General features: G+C 62.8%; 20 protein-coding genes. 11 read left to right on the top strand and 9 right to left on the bottom strand.

Annotated features, from left to right (window positions below):
- Positions 1 to 88: 88 nt before the first annotated feature.
- From ACP8ML_RS06840 to serA, 6 genes are read left to right on the top strand one after another with little or no spacing between them, the layout of a single operon-like run.
- A complete protein-coding gene (locus tag ACP8ML_RS06840; protein ID WP_065672829.1) occupies positions 89 to 1,576 on the top strand; it encodes an ABC transporter substrate-binding protein in 1,488 nt (495 codons plus the stop codon).
- A complete protein-coding gene (locus ACP8ML_RS06835) occupies positions 1,573 to 2,550 on the top strand; it encodes an ABC transporter permease (RefSeq protein WP_065672828.1) in 978 nt (325 codons plus the stop codon). The genes ACP8ML_RS06840 and ACP8ML_RS06835 overlap by 4 nt, the downstream gene beginning before the upstream one ends.
- The gene (locus tag ACP8ML_RS06830) at positions 2,547 to 3,359 is read left to right on the top strand and encodes an ABC transporter permease (protein WP_117189162.1); all 813 of its coding nucleotides are present in this window, start codon (positions 2,547 to 2,549) and stop codon (positions 3,357 to 3,359) included. Before ACP8ML_RS06835 ends, ACP8ML_RS06830 begins: the two co-directional genes overlap by 4 nt.
- Positions 3,359 to 4,171, top strand: a complete 813-nt coding sequence (locus tag ACP8ML_RS06825) for an ABC transporter ATP-binding protein (protein WP_117189160.1) — start codon at positions 3,359 to 3,361, stop codon at positions 4,169 to 4,171. The genes ACP8ML_RS06830 and ACP8ML_RS06825 overlap by 1 nt, the downstream gene beginning before the upstream one ends.
- On the top strand, positions 4,168 to 4,953 hold the full coding sequence (locus tag ACP8ML_RS06820; RefSeq protein WP_117189158.1) for an ABC transporter ATP-binding protein: 786 nt from the start codon (positions 4,168 to 4,170) through the stop codon (positions 4,951 to 4,953). The genes ACP8ML_RS06825 and ACP8ML_RS06820 overlap by 4 nt, the downstream gene beginning before the upstream one ends.
- Before the next feature lie 46 nt (positions 4,954 to 4,999).
- The gene (serA, locus tag ACP8ML_RS06815; RefSeq protein ID WP_016667745.1) at positions 5,000 to 6,190 is read left to right on the top strand and encodes a phosphoglycerate dehydrogenase; all 1,191 of its coding nucleotides are present in this window, start codon (positions 5,000 to 5,002) and stop codon (positions 6,188 to 6,190) included.
- An 82-nt stretch (positions 6,191 to 6,272) separates the two neighbouring features.
- Here serA and ACP8ML_RS06810 read toward each other — a convergent pair whose 3' ends face one another.
- Positions 6,273 to 7,061 (bottom strand): inositol monophosphatase family protein, encoded by a 789-nt coding sequence (locus ACP8ML_RS06810; protein WP_065672825.1) that lies wholly within the window; start codon positions 7,059 to 7,061, stop codon positions 6,273 to 6,275.
- An 82-nt stretch (positions 7,062 to 7,143) separates the two neighbouring features.
- Here ACP8ML_RS06810 and ACP8ML_RS06805 point away from each other — a divergent pair, with 82 nt between their 5' ends.
- Entirely contained in the window at positions 7,144 to 8,661 is a 1,518-nt protein-coding gene (locus tag ACP8ML_RS06805) for a S10 family peptidase (protein ID WP_117189156.1), read from the top strand.
- 21 nt (positions 8,662 to 8,682) lie between these two features.
- Here the strand turns inward: ACP8ML_RS06805 and rsgA are convergent, their stop codons facing one another.
- From rsgA to ACP8ML_RS06790, 3 genes are read right to left on the bottom strand one after another with little or no spacing between them, the layout of a single operon-like run.
- On the bottom strand, positions 8,683 to 9,684 hold the full coding sequence (gene rsgA / locus ACP8ML_RS06800) for a ribosome small subunit-dependent GTPase A (RefSeq protein WP_065672824.1): 1,002 nt from the start codon (positions 9,682 to 9,684) through the stop codon (positions 8,683 to 8,685).
- Positions 9,685 to 10,974 carry a 3-phosphoshikimate 1-carboxyvinyltransferase gene (aroA, locus tag ACP8ML_RS06795; protein ID WP_117189154.1) on the bottom strand — a complete coding sequence of 430 codons (1,290 nt, stop codon included), beginning with the start codon at positions 10,972 to 10,974 and terminating at the stop codon, positions 9,685 to 9,687. It lies immediately after the preceding gene.
- Positions 10,964 to 11,596, bottom strand: a complete 633-nt coding sequence (locus ACP8ML_RS06790; protein WP_117189152.1) for a DoxX family protein — start codon at positions 11,594 to 11,596, stop codon at positions 10,964 to 10,966. The genes aroA and ACP8ML_RS06790 overlap by 11 nt, the downstream gene beginning before the upstream one ends.
- A gap of 190 nt (positions 11,597 to 11,786) precedes the next feature.
- On the opposite strand from ACP8ML_RS06790, the gene ACP8ML_RS06785 reads away from it, so the two are divergent.
- Both ACP8ML_RS06785 and ACP8ML_RS06780 read left to right on the top strand, forming a co-directional pair.
- Entirely contained in the window at positions 11,787 to 12,497 is a 711-nt protein-coding gene (locus ACP8ML_RS06785) for a sigma-70 family RNA polymerase sigma factor (protein WP_016667739.1), read from the top strand.
- Entirely contained in the window at positions 12,488 to 12,763 is a 276-nt protein-coding gene (locus ACP8ML_RS06780) for an anti-sigma factor RsrA (protein WP_171048569.1), read from the top strand. Before ACP8ML_RS06785 ends, ACP8ML_RS06780 begins: the two co-directional genes overlap by 10 nt.
- 216 nt (positions 12,764 to 12,979) lie before the next feature.
- Here ACP8ML_RS06780 and ACP8ML_RS06775 read toward each other — a convergent pair whose 3' ends face one another.
- Together ACP8ML_RS06775 and ACP8ML_RS06770 are read right to left on the bottom strand one after the other, a co-directional pair.
- On the bottom strand, positions 12,980 to 15,085 hold the full coding sequence (locus ACP8ML_RS06775) for a PHP domain-containing protein (protein WP_065672820.1): 2,106 nt from the start codon (positions 15,083 to 15,085) through the stop codon (positions 12,980 to 12,982).
- Between the two features lie 344 nt (positions 15,086 to 15,429).
- A complete protein-coding gene (locus tag ACP8ML_RS06770; protein WP_369797015.1) occupies positions 15,430 to 15,504 on the bottom strand; it encodes a 50S ribosomal protein bL37 in 75 nt (24 codons plus the stop codon).
- Positions 15,505 to 15,685: 181 nt separating this feature from the next.
- Here ACP8ML_RS06770 and ACP8ML_RS06765 point away from each other — a divergent pair, with 181 nt between their 5' ends.
- Positions 15,686 to 17,161 carry a sensor histidine kinase gene (locus ACP8ML_RS06765; protein WP_117189150.1) on the top strand — a complete coding sequence of 492 codons (1,476 nt, stop codon included), beginning with the start codon at positions 15,686 to 15,688 and terminating at the stop codon, positions 17,159 to 17,161.
- 69 nt (positions 17,162 to 17,230) lie between these two features.
- On the opposite strand, the gene ACP8ML_RS06760 is transcribed toward ACP8ML_RS06765, so the two are convergent.
- Entirely contained in the window at positions 17,231 to 17,482 is a 252-nt protein-coding gene (locus tag ACP8ML_RS06760; RefSeq protein ID WP_002513444.1) for a WhiB family transcriptional regulator, read from the bottom strand.
- Positions 17,483 to 17,760: 278 nt separating this feature from the next.
- Between ACP8ML_RS06760 and ACP8ML_RS06755 the strand changes: the two genes are divergently transcribed.
- A complete protein-coding gene (locus ACP8ML_RS06755) occupies positions 17,761 to 18,159 on the top strand; it encodes a hypothetical protein (RefSeq protein ID WP_016667736.1) in 399 nt (132 codons plus the stop codon).
- A gap of 48 nt (positions 18,160 to 18,207) precedes the next feature.
- Here the strand turns inward: ACP8ML_RS06755 and ACP8ML_RS06750 are convergent, their stop codons facing one another.
- Entirely contained in the window at positions 18,208 to 18,384 is a 177-nt protein-coding gene (locus ACP8ML_RS06750) for a DUF6104 family protein (RefSeq protein ID WP_171048560.1), read from the bottom strand.
- A gap of 76 nt (positions 18,385 to 18,460) precedes the next feature.
- A complete protein-coding gene (locus tag ACP8ML_RS06745; protein WP_117189148.1) occupies positions 18,461 to 22,261 on the bottom strand; it encodes a multifunctional oxoglutarate decarboxylase/oxoglutarate dehydrogenase thiamine pyrophosphate-binding subunit/dihydrolipoyllysine-residue succinyltransferase subunit in 3,801 nt (1,266 codons plus the stop codon).
- Between the last annotated feature and the right edge of the window lie 39 nt (positions 22,262 to 22,300).

The following is a 22,300-nucleotide window of genomic DNA, read 5'->3' as shown; positions in this document are numbered from 1 at the left end:
GCAGTACTGACCCCCGCAGACTGCGTGAGGTCGGGGGTGGTTATGCTCATTCGCAGGGCACCACGCCCGAAGGGAGCATGACCAGACGATGCGAGGCCAGTTGAAGGCTGCGGGACTTGCCGTGGCAGTGGCTCTGTCGACCACCGGAATTACCGGCTGCCAGTCCACAGAAGAGGGAGTTCTCACCATTGGGGCGACGGCTGCTCCGCCGACACTGGACTTGGTGTCAAATGCTGCCGCAGCGATCCCGCAGGTTCTCCTCTACAACGTGTACGAGACCCTCATCCGCGTCGACGACTCGGGCAAGCTCGTCGGTCTGCTGGCGAAGTCGTGGCAGCTGTCCGAGGACGGACTTCACCTCGCCTTCCACCTCGATCCCTCGGCGCGCTTCGCATCCGGGGCCGCGGTGAACTCAGCGGCGGTGAAGGCATCTCTGGAGCGGATGAGAGCCGAATCCGCCAGCCCCGTCAACCAGGCGAACCTGTCGGCAGTCAAGGCCATCCGTACCCCTGACGACGCCACCGTCATTCTTGACCTGTCCCATCGCGACAACTTCCTGTTGTTCAACCTGGCCAGCACATCGGGTGTCGTCATTGATCCCGCCACCAAGGATCTGGCCACTCGGCCGCAAGGATCTGGCCCCTACGTCGTCACCGAGTTCACGCCGGGTCACTCGGTGACCTTGTCGCCGTCCCCTCATCCGTGGCACGAGGGGGGCCGTCCCACCGTTCGCTTCTCGTACTACTCGGACCCGACCTCGCAGACAGCCGCCCTGCTGTCGGGAGACCTTGACGTCGTCTCTGATCTGACGACTCCCCAGGCCCTCTCCCGCTTCACGAGCAACCCGGCCTACCGGGTCCTGCGAGGAACCACCAACGGCGAGGTCGTGCTGGGTATGAACAACACCTCCAAGCCGCTGTCAGACCGACGGGTTCGGCAGGCCATCCTCATGGCGATCGACCGCAACGGATTGCTGGACGTCGTGTGGAATGGCCAGGGAACACTCATTGGCTCGATGGTTCCACCCACAGACCCGTGGTTCACCGACCTGTCCCACACCTGGCCCTATGACCCGGCACGGGCGCGCAAGCTACTTGCTGAGGCCGGGTACCCCAACGGACTGACCCTCAGACTGCGGGCCGCGGCCCTGCCCTACGCGACGGCAGCCTCTCGGGTGGTTGCCTCCGACCTGGCCCAGATCGGGATCACCGTCGAAAGCGACGAGCTGGAATTCCCGGCCCGCTGGCTCGATGTCGTCTACACCCATGCTGATTACGACCTGACGATCGTCGCCCACGTGGAGGCACGCGACATCGTCAACTGGGCCAACCCCGACTACTACTGGCGCTACCGCAACAAGGAATTCAACCGGCTCATCGAATCCGCCCAGACGGGACCAGCCGACCGCACCAACGAGACCATGATGCAGGCCAGTCGGATCTTGGCGACTGACGCCGCCGGAGGATTCCTCTTCCTGATGCCAAAGATCACCATCAGCAAGGCTGGCATCAGCGGGCTACAGCGCAATTCCACCTCGATGAGCTTCGACCTCACCAAGGTCAGGAGGACGAGGTGACCGTCCTCAAACGCGTGCTCCTCCCATTGGGGGAGTTGCTGGTGTGGCTACTGGTCGCATCCTTGATCATCTTCGCCCTGCTCAGCTTGCTTCCCGGTGACGTCGCCCAGGTCATTCTGGGCGCCAACGCGGACCCGAAAGCTGCAGCAGCCGTGCGTACCCGACTGGGCTTGGACCTCCCGTGGCCCCAGCGGTACTGGGATTGGATCAGTTCCCTGGTCAGGGGCGACCTGGGCATCTCCATCGTTTCCGCTGAACCGATCGGTCCGCAGATTGTGTCGCGACTGGCAGTGACGGGTTGGCTCGTCGGGCTGTCGTTGCTGCTGGCCCTGGTGGTCTGCTTGCCGGTGGGAGCCTACGCGGCCGTCCATCGTCGTGAGGGTCGAGGATTTGCGGCTTCCGCACTGTCACAGGTCCTCATGAGCATTCCTGCCTTCCTCGCCGGAATCCTCCTCATCCTGCTGTTCTCGGTGACCCTCGGATGGCTGCCTGCCGGAGGATACGTACCGCTGCATGAGGATGTCGGAGGATGGGTGGCGCACCTGGTTCTTCCGGTGTTGTCCCTGTCCATCGTGCAGGCCGCAGTGATGACACGTTACGTACGCAGCGCCTTCATCGACGTTCTCGCTGACGATCACCTGCGCACGGCACGCGCCGTCGGCTGGCGGCTGTGGCCCGCACTGCATCGTCACGGATTGCGCAACGCCTCGATCAGCTTGGCCACGGTTCTTGGTCTGCAGGCCAGCGCAATGCTGGTGGGAGCCATCGTCGTCGAAGAGGTCTTCGTCATTCCCGGTCTGGGGTCCTATCTCCTCGACGCTGTCAGTACCCGTGATCTTCTCGTCGTCAGTGACGTCGTCATGGTCATCGTGGCCATCGTGTTGGTGATCTCCTACCTCACGGATCTCCTCATCGTGGCCCTCGATCCTCGGCTGCGTACCAGTGCCACCTCCAGACAGGGGGACCACTCATGAGGAGGGCAGGTCTGGTCATTGGGTGTGTTCTGGTGGGCGTGGTCGTCGTGGCTGGAATCACCTCTGCGGTGTGGACGCCATACGATCCCAATCTCGTCGTCCCGGCAGATCGTCTTCTGGGACCAAGCAGCCAGCATTGGCTTGGGACTGACGGATTCGGCTCCGACATTGCATCCCGGATGCTCGTGGGTGCTCGTACCTGTCTGCTCGTCGGAGTGGTGTCGGTACTCATCGCCGCCGGAATCGGCGTGCCGTGGGGGGTGACATCCGCCATGCTTCCTCGCCCCTGGTCCACGATCGTGGGACGAGCTGCCGATCTGCTGTACGCGTTCCCAGCCCTGTTGCTGGCGATCATCCTGGCCGCCGCAGTGGGGGGATCAACTCTGACCGGCATGGTGGCCATCGGTGTCTCGACGGTCCCCGTGTTCGCCCGTATCACGCGAACCGCCAGCCGACAGATCCTTTCCCAGGACTACATCGTCGCGGCGCGCAGCTCAGGGATGTCATGGCATTCCATCGCCTACAACCACGTGCTGTCCAACATTGCTCCGCTGATCGGCGTGCAGGCCTCAGTGTCCTATGGCACGGCGATCCTCGCGGAGGCCGCGCTGAGTTATCTCGGTCTGGCCACTCCGGCAACCGTCGCCACCTGGGGACGAATGCTGCGTGATTCCCAGGTGTACCTTTTCGACAGCCCCTGGCTGGCCGTGGCGCCTGCCCTGGCGGTTGCCGCAGCCGTCATGGGATTCACGCTCCTGGGAGACGGGTTGCGTGATTTCCTTGATCCGAGATTGCGGGAGGTCCGCTGATGGCACTTCTGGAGGTCAACGATCTCGTTGTCGATTTCGGACGGCATCGTCGGGTCGCTGTGGACCACGTCAGTTGGTCCCTGGACCCCGGTGAGCGTCTCGGCCTTATCGGTGAGTCCGGATCGGGGAAATCTGTCACCGCCCTGGCGATCATGGGTCTGCTTCCTGGCAACGCCCACGTGTCGGGTTCCATCCGCTGGCGTGGCGAGGAGCTCATCGGGGCCAGCGATCGGGCCGTGTCCGCGTTGCGGGGCAGTGGCATCGGCATGGTTTTCCAGGAACCCATGACAGCACTGGACCCGACGATGAAGGTCGGGAGACAGGTTGGCGAGGTTGCCCTGCTGCACCATTCCGTCGCGCGAGGCCGGACTCATGACCGCGTCCTGGAGATGCTGGAACAGGTTGGTATCGAGGATCCGACCCGAGTGGCGAACTCCTACCCGCACCAACTCTCTGGTGGCCAGCGTCAGAGAGTTCTGCTCGCCATGGCCTTGGTCAATTCCCCAGACCTGCTCATTTGCGATGAACCGACGACAGCCCTTGACGTGACGGTGCAGGCCCAGGTTCTCACAACGATTGACCAGGTGCTCGGCTCAGTGGGCGCGGCATGTTTGTTCATCACCCACGACCTGGCGGTGGTGTCCCACATTTGCCACGACCTCATCGTCATGACCTCGGGCCAGATCGTCGAAACCGGTCCAGCCCGCACAGTGCTGTCCGAACCTGATCACCCCTACACCCGACGGCTGCTGCGAGCCGCCCGACTCGACCTTGTCGAGCCCGGGACGACGATTGTGTTGGAGGATTCATGACCACCCAGATCGAGGTCGAGGACCTGCATCTTCATCTGGGACCGCGTGGCGCCGGGATCGACGCCCTGGACGGAATCTCCCTGCACGTCGGCGAGGGGGAACGGCTCGGCCTGGTGGGGGAGTCTGGGTCGGGGAAGTCAACCCTGCTGAAAGTCATGATGGCCTTGCGTCGACCGGATTCCGGCACCGTCCGCTTCCGGGGACGATCCCTGAGCGAGATCGACGCGGTACGCGATTTGCGTCGGTCGGCCGCGATGGTGTTCCAGGACCCACGGTCCTCCCTGGACCCGCGTATGAACATCGGTCGGGCGATCACCGAGCCACTGCGGTCCCCGGTTGCCCGGCGTATGACCCGTGAGGAACGCAAGGACCGGCTGGCAGAGGTCATGGTTGACGTCGGTTTGGATCCCGAGTCCGCCAGCCGATTTCCACACGAGTTCTCTGGCGGCCAGCGTCAGCGCATTGCCATTGCCAGGGCCTTGGTCACTGAACCTGACGTCCTGCTGGCCGATGAACCGGTGTCCGCTCTCGACGTGTCGGTGCGTGCTCAGGTGCTGAATTTGCTCAATGACTTGGTGCGTCGACGGGGACTGACGATGGTCTTCGTTTCTCACGACCTGGCCGTGGTGCGTCACCTGTGCGACACCGTGGCCGTCATGAGTGCTGGACGCATCGTCGAGCGAGGCCGACTTTCTGACGTCTACCGCGATCCGCAGCACGAGGTCACCCAGGAATTGTTGACAGCGATTCCTCGTATCCGTGTGGACGATTCCACCCACTGAGACGAACTCGGTAGTTCGGCCCTGCTCCCTCCATAAACTGACCGTCATGAAGGCGCTCCTGCTCGAAAACATCCACGATGAAGCCGTTCGAACCCTGAAACATGCCGGTTACGAGGTCGAGCGGGTGAGCGAGGCCCTCGACGAGGACGACCTCATCAGTGCCCTCGACGGAGTTGATCTGTTGGGCATCCGGTCGCGGACTCGCATCAGCCGTCGAGTCGTCGAGGCGTGTGGTGACAACCTATCCGCCGTGGGTGCCTTCTGCATTGGCACGAACCAGATGGATCTGGCCACCATGGCCCAGGCTGGTGTTCCGGCCTTCAACGCCCCTTATTCCAACACCCGTTCGGTTGTTGAACTGGTGATGGCGGAGATCATTGCGTTGGCCCGTCGTCTCGGTGATCGCAATACCCAGATGCACAACGGAGTGTGGCGCAAGTCCGCCATTGGGTCCCACGAGATCCGCGGTCGTCGTCTCGGCATCATCGGATACGGAAATATCGGCCAGCAGCTGTCCGTGGTGGCCGAATCCATGGGCATGCAGGTCTTCTTCTACGACATTGCCGACGTACTGCCCATGGGGAACGCCCACAAGTGTGAGTCCATGGAGGAGTTGCTGGGCAGCGTCGATACCGTGTCCTTGCACGTTGATGGACGCCCGAGCAACAACAACCTCATCGGAGCGCGGGAGTTCGCCATGATGAGGCCGCGCTCGTTGTTCCTCAATCTTTCCCGCGGCAAGATCGTCGACATTGACGCCCTGGTCGACAATCTGCGTACCGGCCACATCGCGGGTGCTGGAGTCGATGTCTACCCCGAGGAACCCGCCTCGGGCAAGGAGCTGTTCACCTCCCCGTTGCGCGAGTTGGACAATGTGATCCTCACTCCGCACATTGGTGGTTCGACCCAGGAAGCCCAGGTCGACATCGGTCGCTATGTCGCCGGAAAGCTCATCGATTACGTCGAGAATGGCGCAACCGGGATGAGCGTCAATATTCCCGAGATCACGCCTTCCCCGCGTACTGGCGCCCGTATTGGTCACCTTCATCGCAATATTCCCGGTGTGATGGCCACGCTCAACCGACTCGTCGCTGACCAGGGCGGCAACGTCACGTATCAGGCGCTGGCCACCAAGGGGGAGCTCGGCTACTGTGTCCTCGACATTGCCGAAACTGACGGCGGGTTGTTGGCCAGTGTCACCGATCTCGAGGGGACGATTCGCGCCAGAATCCTCTGATCTCCACGACACAAAGAGCGGGCGGGTGATCATCACCCGCCCGCTTCTATTCTCAACGGGTTCTGATGCTGACGACGCAGCCTCAATCCTCAGGCTGAACCATGGCCAAGGCCTCGGCATGAAGGAATCCGTTGGACGCCATGGCATTTCCTGACCAGGGACCGTCCTTGCCGTCGAGACCAGTGAATGTGCCGCCGGCTTCGGTGACGATGACGTCAAGGGCGGCCATGTCGTGCAGCCCCAGCTCCGGTTCGCACGCCAGGTCAACGGTTCCCTCGGCAACCATCATGTACGACCAGAAATCACCGAAGGCGCGGGTACGCCACACCGATCTCATGAGTTCACCAAAACCGCGACCGCGACCTCCCTCCACCCATCCATGGAGGGAGGAGTAGGACAGGAAGGCGTCGTCAAGGTTGCGCACATTGGATACGTGAATGGGCGTTGCCGAGGCAAGCGACTTGCCGGTCCGCGCGCCGGAGCCCTTGGCAGCCCACCAGCGACGTCTCAAGGCTGGAGCCGACACGACGGACGCGACGATCTCGTCCTCGACACTGAGTGCAATGAGGGTTGCCCATACCGGAACTCCGCGCAGGAAATTCGCGGTGCCGTCGATCGGATCGATGATCCAGCGACGCGGGCCCTCGCCGGTGTCAGCCCGTTCCTCGCCATGCACCGCGTCTCGGGAGCGCATCCGTGACAAGGTGCGGCGAATCGAGTCCTCAACGGCCAGATCTGCATCGGTCACTTCGGAACGATCGGGCTTGGTCGAGACCGTCAGGTCCCTGGCTCCGAATCGAGACATCGTCAAGGAGTCGGCATCGTCAGCGAGGATGTGTGCCAGGCGGAGGTCATCGGTGTGGTCGGCCATGCCCTTACCTTACTGGTGTGGGTGTGGCATCAAGGGCACCAAAACCCGGGTGGCTTGCGACCGACGGCCCTAGGCTTAGGTCATGACGACAGACGAAACCCCCACCGTGGCCGCTGACGCGCCAGCTCCGACTGATGACCTGGTGACAACTCACCACACCATCTCCACGGTTGACGGTGACCTCAGCTACACCGCAACCACCGGACGCATCGTTCTGGGCAGCGAGAAGATCGCCAACAATGCCTTCACCGCTCATATGCCGCAGGCTCTCATGGGCATCACGGCCTACACCCTGGACGACACCGATCCCACCACGAGGCCTTTGACATTCGTGTTTAACGGCGGCCCGGGATCCTCCTCGGTGTGGCTGCACATGGGCCTTGTCGGACCACGTGTGGTTGATCCGGGGACCCCCGAGGAGCCGGCCACCCCGCCGTTCCACCTCATTGACAACGGGCACACGCTGCTTCGGGAGACTGATCTCGTTGTCATTGATGCGATGTCGACCGGATACTCCCGAGTCGTCGATGGCGAGGATCCAAATCAGTGGCACGGCTGGAGCAAGGATGTCGAGCTCGTCAGCGAACTCATCCGACTGTGGGTCACCCGTCATGGCAGGTGGGGAAGCCCGCTCTACCTGCTGGGAGAATCCTACGGAACTGTTCGGGCCGTGAGTGTTGCCGAGCGCCTGCAGGACACCTTCTCGCTGTACCTCAATGGCATCATCCTGGTCTCCTCCGTGCTCGACTTCGGTAACCAGGACTTCGAGGACCTCACCTGGGACCGAGCCTGCGTCGACTTCCTGCCGACCTATGCCGCCGTCGCCCACTACCACGGCCACAACTCTGATCGCGGCCTGGAAGACGTCCTCGCAGAGGCCGAGGAATTCGCCGACGGCCCCTACCGTCAGGCTCTCGCTGCCGGCCATCGCCTCGACCCTGCGGAGAGGGCTCAGGTCACGGCGACCCTGTCCCAGCTCACCGGCCTGGATGTCAGCTACATCGAGCGTGCCAACCTGCGCATTGAGCACATGCGCTTCTGCACCGAGCTGCTGCGTGGCGAGGGCAAGGTCGTCGGCCGTATCGACGGTCGCTACAAGGGTGCATTGCCGAAGCGGACCGACGAAGTCGCCGACACCGACCCCAGCGGCGACGACACCGGCGCCGCCTTCGTCCACGGCTTCCAGCACTACCTGCGCAGCGAACTCGAGGTGACCACGGAGTCCCAGTACAACCTGGGCCTGCCGCTGTACCGGAACTGGAACTACAAGGAGTTCCAGGGCCGTCCGGTCAACGTCACCGACAAGCTGGAACGGGTCATGCGTGCTCAGAAGGGTCTGCACGTGCGCGTCGAGTACGCCCATTACGACCTGGCCACCCCTTACTTCGCGGCCCGTGACACCATCAACCATCTCAAGCTTGACGACGATGCCTTCGATCGCATCGAGGAGGCCTTCTTCGACACCGGTCACATGCCGTACCTCGGTTGCCGTGACGAAGAGGCTGACGGTATCGCGACCTTCATCCGTCGGACTAGTGGACGTCCCGTGACCGAGGTGCTCGAGGAGAACGCCGAGGACCACGGGGACGGCAGCGAGTGAACGACGTTGCTACCGCCCTGCTCAACGCGGGGCGGTAGCACTCAACAGACGTCGCAGCGAGTCCACCCGGGACTGCCGCACCGTTCCCGCAGTGAGGGCGTCGTCGATGGCGCACTCGGGACTGTCGGCACTGTGGCGGCATCCGCGTGGGCAGTTGACGGCAACCTCATCCAGTTCCTTGAAACCGGCGAGGATGCCGTCGGGCTCAACGTGGGACAGACCGAAGGATCGCACCCCTGGGGTGTCGATGATCCAGCCGCCTTGGGGCAGCGGGATGGCTTCCGCGCTCGTGGACGTGTGACGACCGCGCCCGGTGACGTCATTGACGTGGCCGGTGACGCGATGGACGCCGGGAACCACGGCATTGATGAGTGTTGATTTTCCGACCCCGGAGTGGCCGACGAGTACGCTGATCCTGCCGTCCAGCAACTCGTGAAGGTCCTTCAGGTCACTACCAGGGCGGCTGGTCACGACCGGAATCCCCACATCCGAGTACAGCTCGACGAAGTCATCTCCGGGCGCCAGATCGGCCTTGGTCAGGCAGAGGATGGGGGAGACACCAGCGGCATGGGCAGCTACCAGGATGCGGTCGATCATCCCGGGACGCGGTGGGGGATCGGCGAGGGCGGTGACGATGACCACCTGATTGGCGTTGGCAACGATGGGACGCTCATGCGGATCGGTGTCATCGGCCGTGCGCCGCAGGACGGTGGCCCGGTCCTCGGTGTGGACGATTCTGGCCAGGGTTCCCTCGGCACCTGAGACATCGCCGTCAAGACGCACCTTGTCCCCGACGATGACTGACTTCCGACCGAGTTGTCGTGCCTTGGCGGCGATGACCTCGACGTCGTCATCGAGACGGCAGCGGTAGCGGCCCCTGTCGATGGTGATGACGGTCCCGACGGGCAGCGATGAGTGATCCGGGCGTTGCTTGGTTCGCGGCTTGGTACGGCGACGCGGCCGGTCGTAGGAGGACCAGTCGCCGGTGTCGATTCCCGAGGAAGCCAGACGTCGTGGCGACACTCAGCCCTCCTTGACGAGTTCAGCCCACATCTGTGGGAACTGCGGCATGGTCTTCGACGTGCACGTGATGTCGTCGAGTTCGATCCCCTCGACGGCCAGGCCCAGGAGGGCCCCGGCATGGGCCATCCGGTGATCGGCGTAGCACCCGAACAACCCGCCATGGAGGGAGTCGGCACCCTGGCCATCGATCTGCAGACCGTCCTCGGTCTGCCGGACGGTGACGCCGATACCGGACAATTCATGCTCGAGGGCGGTAAGGCGATCTGTTTCGTGGCCGCGAATGTGTGCGACCCCACGAATACGGGACGGGCCTTGGGCAAGGGACGCGACTGCGGCTACCACGGGGGTGAGCTCGCTCGCCTCGTGCAGGTCGACGTCAATCGGTTGGAGGGCATGCCATCCGGGAGCCTCCAGTGTCATGGATCCCTCGGAACGAGTCGCAGCAGCTCCCATCGTGGCGGCGATCTGGATGAACTGCGCTCCAGGTTGAGTGCTGGAAGCTGGCCACGCCGGCACTGTCACGGATCCGCCAGCAATCATGGCTGCGGCGAGGAAGGCGGCGGCATTGGTGAGGTCTGGCTCGATGACATCGTCGAGAGCGTGAATCGGGCCGGGACGCACCACCCAGCGGCAGGGCTCGTCACTGATCACCGTGACGCCACGCTCTGCCAACATCTCGCAGGTCATGGCAATGTGGGGAGCTGACGGCACAGACGCCCCGTCATGACGAAGATCAATACCGCGCGGGAAGCGAGCGGCGGGCAACAACAAGGCCGAGATGAACTGGCTAGACGCCGAGGAATCGATCGTCACCTCGGGGCCACCGAGACGGGCAGGAGCCGTCATGGCGAATGGCAGTTGGTCGGCATCAACTGTCACACCGAGCTGACGCAACCCGTCGAGAACGGGTCCGACCGGGCGCCGGGACGCCTGCTCGTCACCGATGAATCGGGTCTTGCCAATGACGAGTGCGGCTACCACCGGGAGAAACCTCATGACGGTACCGGCGAGGCCGCAGTCAATCGGGCCGGCAGAACGCGCCAGGTCAGGAACGACCCGAACTGAGGACGGGCCGGCAGGCTGGATGTCGGCACCGAGGCACTGCAGCCCGGCGGTCATGAGGTCAGAGTCACGTGAGGTGAGGACACCGTCGAGGATGCTGGGCCCGTCGCCGAGTGCCGCGAGGACAAGGGCGCGGTTCGTCTGGGACTTGGATCCCGGGACGACGACACGCCCCGCGAGACGATGGACGACTCGCGGGGCGGTCCAGTGATGCTGGTCAGTCAGCAATCTTCTTCTGAGCCTTCTTGGCCTTCTTCTCGGCCTTCTTCTGAGCCTTGGCGGCTTCCCTCTGGGTCTTCTCGAGCTTCTTGCGGGCCGACTTCGACAGGTCGTCGAAGGAGGAGCTGATGGCCTTGCGCTGGTCACTGGCAGCAGACGAGACGCGACGCTGGGTGTCACCAGCGCGCCAGGCCAGGCTGGGACGACCGGCGGTGTCGCGGGAGGCCATCATGGCCCCACCCAACAGAGCGACGTTACGCAGCAGGACCGAACGAGCCGCGGCACGCTCGTCCCTCGGCAAGGACTTGTCAGGTATGGAAGCGAGCACATGCGGAACCATCGTGGTGGCAACAACGCCGGCACCGACACGACGGGCGAGACCCGTCGCCATTCCGAGACCGCCAAAGGCCTGGGCAGCGCCGGTGATGCGAACCAAGGTCTTGGTGTCCTCAGGGATGTATGCGCCGACAGATGCCGGCAGTGTGCGCTGCACCAGAGGAAGGAGACGGTCAGCAACCGGCTCGGCATCCTCCACGAAAGAATCGGGCTTCATCGCGGAGTTCGTCCCCTTGACGATGAAGTAACTGGCGAACATGGTCCGGCCCAAGCCTCGGATGATACTCATGAGCATATGTCTACCGCGCCAAGGCTTTCCGCGGTAGCCGGATGGGCAATATTTTCGTCAGATGAACGGTCGCCGTGGGAATAGATCAACCTTTGTGATGCGTTGACCCGGTATGAACGCTGTCCTCACCACGCCGTGCACCAGGCGGAGCCGTCGCCCGTCCGGTCATCGGCGCTGTGCACTAAGCTGGACAGCGATGACCACACGACAGTTCGAACCCAGGATGGATCGTCACGGGGACGTGCCGGGCACCGTGGATGTCGCCAAGGAAACCGAGGCTGAAAGAGCCGAGCGGTTCGAACGTGACGCCCTCGAGTATCTCGATCAGCTCTATGGTGCTGCATTGCGGATGACCCGAAACCCGGCTGACGCCGAGGATGTCGTCCAGGAGACCTACGCGAAGGCATTCGCGTCATTCCACCAATTTCGTCCCGGAACCAATCTCAAGGCCTGGCTGTATCGCATCCTGACGAATACCTACATCAATTCGTATCGCAAAGCGCAGCGTCGACCGCAGACCTCAGATGACCAGGACATCGAGGACTGGCAGATCGCGCGGGCGGCCTCCCATGACAGCAATGGGCTTCGGTCCGCCGAATTGGAAGCCTTGGACGGGCTGCCCGACCAGCAGATCCTTGACGCTCTCGACGGGCTGTCCGACGAGTTCCGGCAGGTTGTTCTGTTGGCCGATGTCGAGGGATTCGCCTACAAGGAGATCGCCGAGATCATGGGAACGCCTATCGGGACGGTCATGAGTCGGCTCAATCGTGCCCGTAAGCAGTTGCGAAAGCAGTTGGTCGACGTCGCCGGGGCGCGGGGGATTGGCCCTCATGCCGGTCAGATTGACGAGGAGGACCTTGGTCGTCCGGAATTGGCGCGTAGTGCAGGAAAGGAGGGATCACGATGACGCTGTCTAATGGTGACGAGGAGTCCTGTTGTTGGGTCATCGACCACCTCCAGGAGTTCTTGCACGGCGAGATGAGCGAACAAGAGGCCGACGCCTTCCGTCGTCACATCGCGGCCTGTGAGAGCTGCATGGACGAGGCGGACATGGAAGCAGCCGTGTCCCGAGCCCTCAGACGATGCAATCGCACCGTTGCCGCACCGATGCAGTTGAGAACCCGCGTCGTGCAGATGCAGGTGTCGTATCGTTGGCAGGCCGGAGACCGCTGACTAGTAAAAGACCCCTTACGCACAAGCAGGGGTGTGGTCCTCGGGGATAGTCAATTGTGTGGAGGAATCACCACCACGCAGGACGTCAGGGGACTGGCGTCAATGACGGGGGAGATCTTGCGACATGACCTCCTCCATCACCAACTGAAGCACACGTTTGTGCATCCCATGCCAGTCGTGAGTACGGGATGCACAAACCTGAGGTTTGATGAGGTTCTAATTACCAGTGTTGGGTAGCTTCGGCCGCTTAACGGGCGGGCTCGATTCACCTGGATCGGCAGTCGGGGCAGTCGTCGGTGTGGGTTTGCGCGAGGCGGGCTGCGATGGGGCCATCGACGGGGTTGCGGATGGCGAGGAGCTGGGCGACGCAGGGTCGACCACCTTCACGAACACCGGGTTCGCGTAGAACCAGGTATCCACCCATGGATTGCCCGCGCGGGCCGTGCCGTCGTGCATGATTGGACCGTGCGGATCCACATCCGCGCCGTGGTATCCAGCGCCAGTGCGCTTGCCGTCGGAGCCGCGGAAACGGATGTAGAAGTCCTCCTTCAGATCCTTGAACTCGTGTGTGAGGACGAGCTTGCCCTTCTGACCCTTCGTCTTGAACGTGTGCAGTACGCGGGTCTCAGGTGCGCGCAGCGTCTCACGATCCGCAACCGGGCCAGTGATTGGCCCGCCGATGATGTCCACGAATGCCAGTTCCGGCACCCACTCGACACCCACCGTCGGGTCCGTAGCCTTCGGTTCCTTCGGTGACATCTTGATGCTCTTGACCGGCTCGGTCGCCGTCTCGATCGTCAGCTCGACGGTGATCTTGCCGCCCTTCGACGCCTCAATCGTGTCACCGAGCGTGACGACTCGACCATTTGCGCTCACCTTGGCGATGAAGCTTTTGATGAGCTGGCCGTGGCTGGCCCATACGCGGCCTGCGCGCAGCGCATCCATGACGGCGGTGTAGCTGCGTTCCGTTGCACCTGCGTGGATGCGGGTGAACTGGCCGGGCCAGAAGTCCGAACCACCTTGTGGGTCAATGAGGGGCTCCGGATACTTCGGCTCCTCGCCCTCGGGGGTCTTCGCGTCGATCTCGGCGCGGACCTTTTGCGCGTCCTTGTACAACTTCGCGTCCTCAGGGCTGCGCAGCAGATCACCGGAGATGCCGACCGAACCGTCGGGGTTCTTGATCAACAGATCGCCGGCGACCTCACCCGTCGCGGTGTCAATCGGGTGCGGACGGCGCCCGCCGAGGAGCTTCATCTGCACGTTCTCGTTCTTGGCGTTGTCGTACTCCGGCTTCTTCGGGTAGTCGCCCAGACGCCACGTGTGCCACGAGGCGAGGTGGGCGTCCGAATTCGCGGTGATGTAGAAGCGGCGTCCCTCAGCCAGCATGGAGTCCCAGAATCCGCCCACGGTGGCCGTCAGCCAGTCCCAACCGCCATACGGTCGCATGTGCTCAGCCTTGTAACCGGGGTAGGAGTCCTCACGCGGATCGTGGGTGTATTCCCCGCGCATATCGCCATTGCCGACGTTACGGCCGTACGGGTAACCCTGCGCGCCTGGCGCACCCTCCATGCCGATCATGACGTGCGGGTCGGCGTCGTGCCACAGACGGAACTCGTCGGGGGAGTCAATGCCCAAACGCATTGGGTGGTTTGCGAGGACGAGGACGTCGTCGATCTTGCCCTCAGCCTTCTGCTTGCCGAGCCAGGCGATGCCGGCGGCGGCCATCCTCTCCTGCTCGGCTTCCTCAGGACTGCCGACCTTCGGTTTCTCCCAACCGTTCAATTTGCCGTCGTAGGCAAGTTCGAACGCACGGAGAATCTTCGCTTCGTTCTTACCGGTGACGAAGACCGTGCCGTGCTCAGCCGCGGGGATGTACCACTCCAGGCCCTGGAAGATGAGCAAGTTCTTGCGTGCCTTACGCTCGGCCTCGATCTCTTTATGGGAGTTGAACACACCTGGGTCGGCATGCACGAAGTTGGAGTGCTCCGTAAACACCACCCAGTCGCAGCCGAAGTACTCGGCGGCATCCAACTGATCCTTAATCCGGTACTTTGCGTCGTAGCTCCACTGGGTGTGGACGTGGTGATCGCCGATTAGCCAGAGCAGCTTGTCGGGGTCGATTGAGTCCTTGTTAGGAGCGGCGGCAGCTTGGGCGCCTTGTAGTGCGAAGCCAGTGACCATCGCATTGGCTGCCGCGGCCATGCCGACCTGCAGGATCGAGCGGCGGCTGAAGCTCAGGCGGGCCAGTTCTTCGTCGCCGCGGTGACGGACATCCTCGAGTTCGTCAGGCGATAGGTGCTTATCGTCGTGGTGATGGTTCATGGTCCCCTCTCTCTGAGCCACAACTTTAAGCACAGTGAGGTGAAGCGTAGTTAACGCCCATGCGAACACATGTCACACGGTGGGGTGCAATAACCGCACCTGCTCCTGGGGTTGTTGATTGTAAGTCTGTTTATGGGCTCGCTCGTGGCCATCGTCGCGTCATTGGTTGACGCACTGGGTGAGAATCGCGCTCATGGTGCGCGCCGTCGTCGCTCTGTAGCTGCACCGATGCAACTGAGAATCCGAGCGTACAGATGCAGGTGTCCCATAGCTGGCAGGCCTGAGACCGCTGATTAGTAAAAGGCCCCCGTCCATATGGACGGGGGCCTCGTCATCCCAAAAACTCAGGCGTTGGGACGCTTGCCGTGGTTGGCGCCCTTTTTGCGACGCGCACGACGCTTACGACCAGTCTTGCCCATGGCGCTCTCCTTCCTGAGGGGTCAGAAGCCTCCCTACTGATGAAGGAGGGTCCGCGCGGATACGCGGCAACGACTATCAATTCTGCCGTATGGGGCGGGCCTGGCCCAAATTGAAACGCACATTCGTCGACACGTTGATGCCAGTTGGAGCTGGCTGGATTCTGGTCACTAGAGTGACGGCATGCCCGCCATCAATCGTTTGGTCGCTGACCGGACCAGCCTCGCTGCCGCCGACATCACGTGGCTCGAGGAACTTGTCGACGACTGGCAGATGCTCGCTGACACGTCCTTCTCGGATCTCATCCTGTGGGTTCCGGACAAGGACCCCAATGTGTTCTGGGCAGCCGCCCAGGTACGTCCGGACACCGGCCCGACGGCCCTGGAGGACGACGTCGTCGGTGAGTCGGTCTCCTACGACGACGAGAGCCTGGTCACCGAGGCGTTCATGAGCGCCGAGATGTGCGAGACCAGCGACAACAAGCTGTCGGCGGGTATTCCTGTGGACGTCTGGGCGATTCCCGTTATTCGTCATGACGATGTCATCGCCGTGGTCGAAAGACACACCAACCAGATGGGGGTGCGAGCTCCCGGAAGCACCGAGGACAATTACCTTGAGATTGCCGACATCCTGTCGGAGATGCTTCATCACGGCCGGTTCCCACTCTTCCCGGACTTTGACAGGGCTCTGGCGCCGAAGGTCACGGACGGGGTCATCCGGGTCGCATCCACAGGAATGGTGACCTTTGCTAGCCCGAATGCCCTGTCGGCCTTTCGACGCTTGGGCCTGACAGGAGACTTGGACGGCGAGTACTTCATCCCGATGGTTCGGGACCTGTGCCCCAAGGTGCGTGAAGTTGGTCAGTCCTTCACCCTTGATCTGGAGGGTCGTTGGCTTTCCGAGACCGATATTGAGAATTCCGAGGCGACCCTGCGTGCCCGCGTCATTCCGTTGCAGACCTGGTTGGACGACGTCGAGGTCTCGGCAGGAACGATGATTCTCATCCGCGACCTCACCGAGTTGCGGGACCGAGATCGTCAGCTCGTCACCAAGGACGCCACGATCCGCGAGATCCATCACCGGGTGAAGAACAACCTGCAGACCGTGGCGGCTCTCCTGCGCCTGCAGTCGCGGCGGATGAAGAATCCGGATGCCAAGGAAGCTCTCCGACAGGCCATGGGGCGAGTCTCGGCCATCGCCGTGGTGCACGAGATCCTGTCGCAGAACTTCGAGGAGCAGGTGGCTTTCGACGAGGTTGCCGATCGCATTCTCCACATGGTCGGAGACGTCGCGGCATCTTCGGGGTCCGTGGCGGCACGGCGTGAAGGGAGCTTCGGCAGTGTTCCTGCCGAGACCGCCACAGCCTTGTCCTTGGCAACGACGGAGCTGTGCCAGAACGCCATCGAGCACAGCTTGGATTCCTCGTCGGGAAACGTCATCGTGCGTCCCTACCGCACCGATGATTCGCTGGTCGTCGACATCGTCAACGACGGAAGTCCCCTGCCGGAGGGATTCTCACTCGACCAGCACCGCAGCTCCTTGGGGCTGTCCATCGTCACGACGTTGGTCCAGGACCTCGGTGGAACCTTCACCCTCGAAAACAATCCTGACGGCGTGGGAACCTGCGCCAAGCTCATGATTCCGCTTGACCGGTCGTGAGTATGTGACGCGACCGATGGTTGTCCCGGAACGGATTCGAATGATTCCGGGCTGCCTGTCCGAGCTGAGTCAGGAACGACGAACGCGGGAGCGGGACTGACGACGCTTGATCGCGCGCCTCTCATCCTCGCTCATGCCGCCCCACACACCGTGATCCTGGCCGGCTTCCAGAGCCCAGGCCAAGCACTCGGCGCGAACCTCGCACCGGGCACAGACCTTCTTCGCCTCCTCGATCTGGGCAAGGGCCGGGCCAGTGTTCCCAATCGGGAAGAACAGCTCGGGATCCTCACTAAGGCAGGCAGCCCTGTGGCGCCAGTCCATGCCTCTTCGACTCCTTCTCCCCAGCGCAACCCGGGGCACGTGTGATGTGCGGGTGGATGACCCGTCATGCCGTACGACCGACGAGTGGCCATTCGGCGGGCAACCATGAAATTCTGGCAACCGTCGAATGTTTTGGCAAGAGCATCCACCGAAGGACGAACATCCTCCCACGAATCGCTCGGACACGATGAACGTCGGTCCAGGCGAGGACGCTTCGAGGAGTTCGCGGCCAGTTCAATTATGATACGTCGTCGGTCCACCCGTGCAGGAGCAAAACAATGATTCCGTCAAGTGAGCAGGATTCACGATCGTCAGCGTTGCGCGGCGGCATCCCGGTATCGGTCCTGGTCGCGGTGGTGGCGACCTGGATCTGCGCGATTGCCCTCCTCGTGGTGGCCATCGCGGTCATGGTGAGTGGTCGCGACGTCTTCAGCGCCGGAGTAGGCGCGATGCTCATCATCTATGCCGCTCTCGTCGTGCTGGTCGGCTGGATGGCCGTGAAGGGACGACCGCCGGCGCAGGGGCTCATGGTCGCCAGTGGTCTGCTACACGTCGTTGTCCTGGTATCACTGCAGCGTTCAGGTGGCCCGGTGTGGTTCTGGATCCTGGCCGTCATCCCGGCTGCGGCTGTCATAGCTTCCTTGTCGCCACGGTCGCGAGCCTGGCTGCGGGACTGATTGCCCCGCAGCCAGTCGTCACCGCATCGGTTCCGGGCTCGTGGTGGCTCAGTCGTCCTCGTCGTCGAGTCGGGCGAGGAAGGTGGCCAGACGCTCAACGGGGACTTCGAACTCCGGGTTGAGGTCGACGAAGTGACGTAGCTCGTCGGCCAACCACGCGACGGTGATTTCCTCGTCTCCGCGACGATCTTCCAGTTCCTCAATGCCCCTGTCGGTGAAATACATGGGCACAATAATGCACCACAGCATGCGCCACGGCGCCACCCCTCATGGGATGGCGCCGTGGTGGTGTTCGGGCGGGTCAGGCCATGGCCTTCTCGAGCAGCTCCTGCTCCTCGCGGACGTGCACACTGTGCTGGCCTACGGAGGGGGCCGAGGATGGCGGGCGCGTCACGGCTGTCAGGCCATCGAAGAAGCCAGGCAGCTTGTCGGACATCGCGTGGGGCAGATGAGTGAGGATGTAGTACCAAGCACCCTGGTTCTCCGGCTCCTCCTGCACCCAGCGAACGTCAGTGACATTGCTGTAGGGCTCGAGCACCTCGGCCAGTTCCTTGTCCGGCAGCGGGTAGAGCCGCTCCAGCGGGATGATGGCCAGCTGACCGTCGAGCCCGGCAGCCTTGCGCTGCTTGACGAGTTCCCAACGCACCTTGCCTGAGCAGAGGATGATCCTGGTGACGGCCGACGGATCAGTGATGGACGGATCGGGCAGAACCGGGCGCCACTTGCCAGTGGTGAACTCCTCCGGGTCAGAGGTCGCCATCTTGTTACGCAGCATGGACTTCGGAGTCGCGATGACGACCGGTCGGTGCCTGTTGACGTAGGCATGCTGACGCAGCAGGTGGCTGTAGCTCGCCGGGGTCGAGGGCTGGCAGACAGCCAAGGCTCCCTCACTGCACAGGTTGAGGAAGCGCTCCAGGCGGGCCGAGGAATGGTCCGGTCCCTGGCCCTCATAGCCGTGGGGGAGCAGCAGGACGACGCCGGACTTTTGCCCCCACTTCGAACCTGCCGAGGCGATGAACTCGTCAATGATCGTCTGGGCTCCGTTGACGAAGTCACCGAACTGGGCCTCCCACAGCACCAAGGAGTCCGGACGGGCGACCGAGTATCCGTACTCGAAGCCCATCGCCGCATACTCGTTCAGCGGGGAGTCGAGGACGTCCAGGTGACCCTGCTCACCACCGAGGTGGTTGACGGGCACGTAGAACTCTCCGGTCGCACGATCGACCAGGGCTGCGAAGCGCTGCGAGAAGGTGCCGCGGCGGCTGTCCTGCCCGGCCAGGCGGACGTGGATGCCGTCACGCAGCAAGGAGCCCAGGGCGATCATCTCGCCGGTCGCCCAGTCGATCCCACCCTCGCGAATGTGCTTGGCACGACGCGTCATCTGAGGGGCAACCTTGGGATGGGCGTTGAAGGTCTCCGGTAGGTTCTCGTGAGCCCGGGCGACGGCCTCCAAGGTGTCGGCCTCGACCGTGGTCAGATGCAGGCCACTGTGCTTGACCGGGTAGTCCGGAACGCCGCTGTAGGGCTCGGGCTTCGAGGTGGCCTCACGGACCTCCTTGAAAACTGTCTCGAGGCGAGACCGGAACTTCGACATCACGGCATCGGCGTCCTCGTCGGTGATGTCACCACGACCGATGAGGCTCTCGGTGTAGAGCTTTCGGGTCGAACGCTTCTCAGCGATGAGGTCGTACATGTGCGGCTGGGTGAAGCTGGGATCGTCACCCTCATTGTGGCCGCGGCGGCGGTAGCAGACCACGTCGATGACGACGTCACGGTGGAAGATCTGGCGATACTCGTAGGCAATACGAGCAGCGTGGACCACCGCGGCGGGGTCATCTCCATTGACGTGCAGGACCGGAGCCCCAACGGCCTTGGCAACGTCGGTGCAGTAGGTCGAGGAACGTCCGTCACGGGGCGAGGTGGTGAATCCGACTTGGTTGTCGACGATGACGTGGATCGTGCCACCGGTGCGGTATCCCTCGAGCTGGCTCATCTGCAGGGTCTCGTAGACGACACCCTGACCCGAGAAGGCAGCATCACCATGCATGAGGATTGGCAGGACCGGGAAGTTGTCCGGGTTGCCCAGAGCGTCGAGTTTGGCCCGGCAGATGCCCTCGAGGACAGGATCGACGGCTTCGAGGTGACTCGGGTTGGCGGCAACCGAGGCCTTGATGGTGTTGCCGGAGGCTGCGGTGAACTCACCCTCGTCACCGAGGTGGTACTTGACGTCACCCGATCCCTGGGAGTTCACCGGCTCGGCATTGCCCTCGAACTCACGGAAGATCTGCCCGTAGGACTTGCCGATGATGTTGGCCAGCACGTTGAGACGACCACGGTGAGGCATGCCGATGCAGACCTCGTTGAGGCTGTCGTCGGCAGCCAGGTTGCACAGTGCGGCCAGCAGGACGATGGCCGACTCGCCACCCTCGAGGCTGAACCGCTTCTGACCGACGAACTTGGTCTGCAGGAAGGTCTCGAAGATCTCGGCCTCATTGAGCTGGTCGAGGATCTGCAGGTGCATCTCGCGGGAGAGGGGCTGGTGCTCCTTCTCGAAACGATCCTGGAACCACTTGCGCTGCTCGTGATCAGCGATGTGCATGTACTCGATGCCCATCGTCGAGGCGTAGGAGTCACGCAGGATCGTGAGGATCTCACGCAGGGTCATGATGGCGCGACGCTGCCCGGCGAAGTTCGCGATCGGGAAGGTGCGGTCCATGTCCCACAGGGTGAGGCCGTGGCTGTTGAGCATGAGGTCGTGGTGGAACCGCGGCCGGTACTCGATGGGATCGATGTCGGCGGACAAATGGCCGAAGCGACGCCAGGAGTCGATGAGTTCGATGACGCGAGCCTGCTTGCCGACCTGGTCGGGGCGGTTGGCCTGACGGTCGCTCGCCCACTGGACCGGAGCGTAGGGGATACGCAGGGATTCGAAGATGTTCTCGTAGAAGCGATCAGCACCCAAGAGCAGCTGGTGCATGCGACGCAGGAATTCGCCGGACTGGGCGCCCTGGATGATGCGGTGATCGTAGGTAGAGGTGAGGGTCGTCACCTTGGAGATGCCCAGCTCCGCCATACGGGTGGGGGAGTTGCCCTGGTAGGCAGCTGGGTAGTCGATCGATCCGACGCCGAGGATCATGCCCTGACCAGGCATGAGGCGGGCAATGGAATGGTTGGTTCCGAAACCGCCTGGGTTCGTCAGGGAGGCCGTGACTCCCTTGAAGTCCTCGATGGTCAGCTCATTGGTGCGACCCTTGCGGACGATCTCCTCGTAGGCACGCCAAAAGTCGAGGAAGTCCATCTGCTCGGCGCCCTTGATGGCGGGCACCACGAGTTTGCGGGAGCCGTCCTTGTTGACGACGTCGATGGCCATGCCGAGGTTGATCTGATGGTTCTCGATGAGGTGAGGCTTGCCGTCGATCTCTGCATAGGCGTTGTTCATCGCCGGAACGGTCTTGAGCGCCTGCACCATCGCATAGGCGAGGATGTGGGTGAAGGAGATCTTGCCGCCCTTGGCCTTGCGAAGGAAGTTGTTGATCATGGTGCGCTGCTCGATGACGAGCTGCATCGGTACGTCACGCACCGTGGTGGCCGTCGGCATGGTCAGCGACTGATCCATGTTCTTGGCGGTGCGCATCGGCGCACCCTTCATCTTCGTCACCGTGGGCTCGACAGTTTCCAGCTTGGCGCTGTGACGCGGGGCGTCAGCCGTCAGAAGAGGACGGGCAGGCTCGCGGGAGGTCTTTGATGGTTCGGGCTTCGATGCCATGTCTTTGACCTTCGGTGTCGGGGTGGGGGCGGTTGATGCAGCGGGTTTGGGAGCCGGCTTGGGCTCGGCCTTCGCAGCCGGAGCAGGCTTCTGATTAGCGACTGGGTTGGGAGCCGGTTCAGGCTTGGGATCCTGACGAGCAGGCTGTTCGCCGGCTGCCGATCCGGTCACCTCATCGGACGCCTGGGCCGCCTCGTGGTGAAAAAATGTGGCCCAAGCAGGATCGACCGAACTCGGATCATTCTGGTACTGGTCACGCATCTCCTCGATGAGCCAGTCGTTGGCTCCAAAATCAGGAGAGTTGTTGGACTTGTCGTGTGGGGCGGGACTCACCACTGCCTTCTTCCGTCAAACCGTCGTGTCAAGCACTCGCGG

Source organism: Cutibacterium sp. LaCa_255 (assembly GCF_057458005.1).
Note: the sequence above shows the minus strand (reverse complement) of the source record. Positions and strands in the feature narration are given on the sequence as shown.

Bases quoted from the DNA above. Each gene is read 5' to 3' on its own strand.
- ACP8ML_RS06840 (WP_065672829.1), top strand. From the start codon at position 89: ATGCGAGGCCAGTTGAAGGCTGCGGGACTTGCCGTGGCAGTGGCTCTG.
- ACP8ML_RS06830 (WP_117189162.1), top strand. From the start codon at position 2,547: ATGAGGAGGGCAGGTCTGGTCATTGGGTGTGTTCTGGTGGGCGTGGTC.
- ACP8ML_RS06825 (WP_117189160.1), top strand. From the start codon at position 3,359: ATGGCACTTCTGGAGGTCAACGATCTCGTTGTCGATTTCGGACGGCAT.
- ACP8ML_RS06820 (WP_117189158.1), top strand. From the start codon at position 4,168: ATGACCACCCAGATCGAGGTCGAGGACCTGCATCTTCATCTGGGACCG.
- serA (WP_016667745.1), top strand. From the start codon at position 5,000: ATGAAGGCGCTCCTGCTCGAAAACATCCACGATGAAGCCGTTCGAACC.
- ACP8ML_RS06810 (WP_065672825.1), bottom strand. From the start codon at position 7,061: ATGGCCGACCACACCGATGACCTCCGCCTGGCACACATCCTCGCTGAC.
- ACP8ML_RS06805 (WP_117189156.1), top strand. From the start codon at position 7,144: ATGACGACAGACGAAACCCCCACCGTGGCCGCTGACGCGCCAGCTCCG.
- ACP8ML_RS06790 (WP_117189152.1), bottom strand. From the start codon at position 11,596: ATGCTCATGAGTATCATCCGAGGCTTGGGCCGGACCATGTTCGCCAGT.
- ACP8ML_RS06785 (WP_016667739.1), top strand. From the start codon at position 11,787: ATGACCACACGACAGTTCGAACCCAGGATGGATCGTCACGGGGACGTG.
- ACP8ML_RS06775 (WP_065672820.1), bottom strand. From the start codon at position 15,085: ATGAACCATCACCACGACGATAAGCACCTATCGCCTGACGAACTCGAG.
- ACP8ML_RS06765 (WP_117189150.1), top strand. From the start codon at position 15,686: ATGCCCGCCATCAATCGTTTGGTCGCTGACCGGACCAGCCTCGCTGCC.
- ACP8ML_RS06760 (WP_002513444.1), bottom strand. From the start codon at position 17,482: ATGGACTGGCGCCACAGGGCTGCCTGCCTTAGTGAGGATCCCGAGCTG.
- ACP8ML_RS06755 (WP_016667736.1), top strand. From the start codon at position 17,761: ATGATTCCGTCAAGTGAGCAGGATTCACGATCGTCAGCGTTGCGCGGC.
- ACP8ML_RS06750 (WP_171048560.1), bottom strand. From the start codon at position 18,384: ATGTATTTCACCGACAGGGGCATTGAGGAACTGGAAGATCGTCGCGGA.